Annotated in this window: 1 protein-coding gene; it reads right to left on the minus strand. The window is 42.6% G+C overall.

Translation table 11 applies throughout. The features are described from left to right. Positions 1-15: 15 nt before the first annotated feature. Positions 16-1,191, minus strand: a complete 1,176-nt coding sequence (locus MCY_RS08805; RefSeq protein WP_007348031.1) for a tyrosine-type recombinase/integrase — start codon at positions 1,189-1,191, stop codon at positions 16-18. Positions 1,192-1,208: the final 17 nt, after the last annotated feature.

Raw genomic sequence — 1,208 nt, forward strand, 5'->3', positions numbered from 1 at the left:
TATGCACCCCATATCTTAAGATTGACCAGTGATATAAGCGGCCCATTTATCCATATAGACACGGCGCTGTTCTAGATAGTCAGTCCGATGATAGGCACGCTCTACTTTGCCGCCTACCGTATGACTTAGAATAGTTTCAGCGACCTCATAGGGGGCATCGGTTGTTTCAGCAAGCCAATTGCGTAAACTAGAGCGAAAGCCATGGGGGCAGGCGTTCAGTCCAGTTTTTTGCATATCGTACATATATTGAGACATACACTTCTCACCAAGCGCCCCCCGACCTGTTGCAGAAAAAAAGAAATCATTGCGTGAAAGCGAGCGCGCTTGTTTCAAAATGTCTAATGCTTCAGAAGATAAAGGCACGCGAAATTCTGTTGTAGCATCACGCTTTCCTTTCATATTTTCAGCGGGGATTGTCCATATATCGCCCTCAACTTGATCTTTATGGATATAACGTAAAGGGCGCGTACGAACTCCTGTCAAAATAAGTAAACGCAAGGCTAGTTGTGTCATTGTTATTTTTTGACAAAGTGTTTTATAAAAAGCCGGCACATCTTTCCAATCCATAGCTGGTCTATTAGTGACCTTATGACGTTGTTTTCCTAAGAGCGCGCGTGCTTTTGTTGTTGCTTGTAAATCAACATCCAATCCCAGTGCAGCCGCATGTTTAAGACAAAGATTAAGACGTATCAATGCTGCTTGTGCTGCTCCAGCTTTTGTATGCCAAATAGGAGCGAGGGTATTGCGTATCTCTGTTTGGGTAATCTCTGAAACGGGTAAACAACCTAGTTTTGGTAAAATGTGAAGTTTTAAGGGTACAAACCAGTTCCCATTCTTACCATCTCCTTTTAATTCAGCTTTACGACTTTCAAAAGCATCTAGTGCAATATCTTTTAAATAATGGAGATTGCTTATTGCCTCACGCTTTTGTTTTTCACGTTCTTTAATGGGGTCACGACCCTCATGCAAAACAGAACGCCATTGATTTGCCAATTCACGGGCTTTTTTTAAAGAGACATGTCTTAATGCACCCAAACCCATTTCACAACGGCGCCCGTGAATGGTATACCGTAAAATCCATTGAGCACCACCATCTTTACGCTTGTGAAGAAGCAAGCCGGCGCTATCATTATATTTGCCAGCCCCCAATGTTGCGACAGATCTTGCATTAAGACGGTTCATAAGAGCCATTTTTAGTCCTTTCTTAT

Origin of the sequence: Bartonella rattimassiliensis 15908 (assembly GCF_000278215.1) — a bacterium.
GTDB lineage: Bacteria > Pseudomonadota > Alphaproteobacteria > Rhizobiales > Rhizobiaceae > Bartonella > Bartonella rattimassiliensis.

What these genes read in the sequence shown, in the direction of transcription:
- MCY_RS08805 (WP_007348031.1), bottom strand. Translation starts at nt 1,191, where the DNA reads ATGGCTCTTATGAACCGTCTTAATGCAAGATCTGTCGCAACATTGGGG.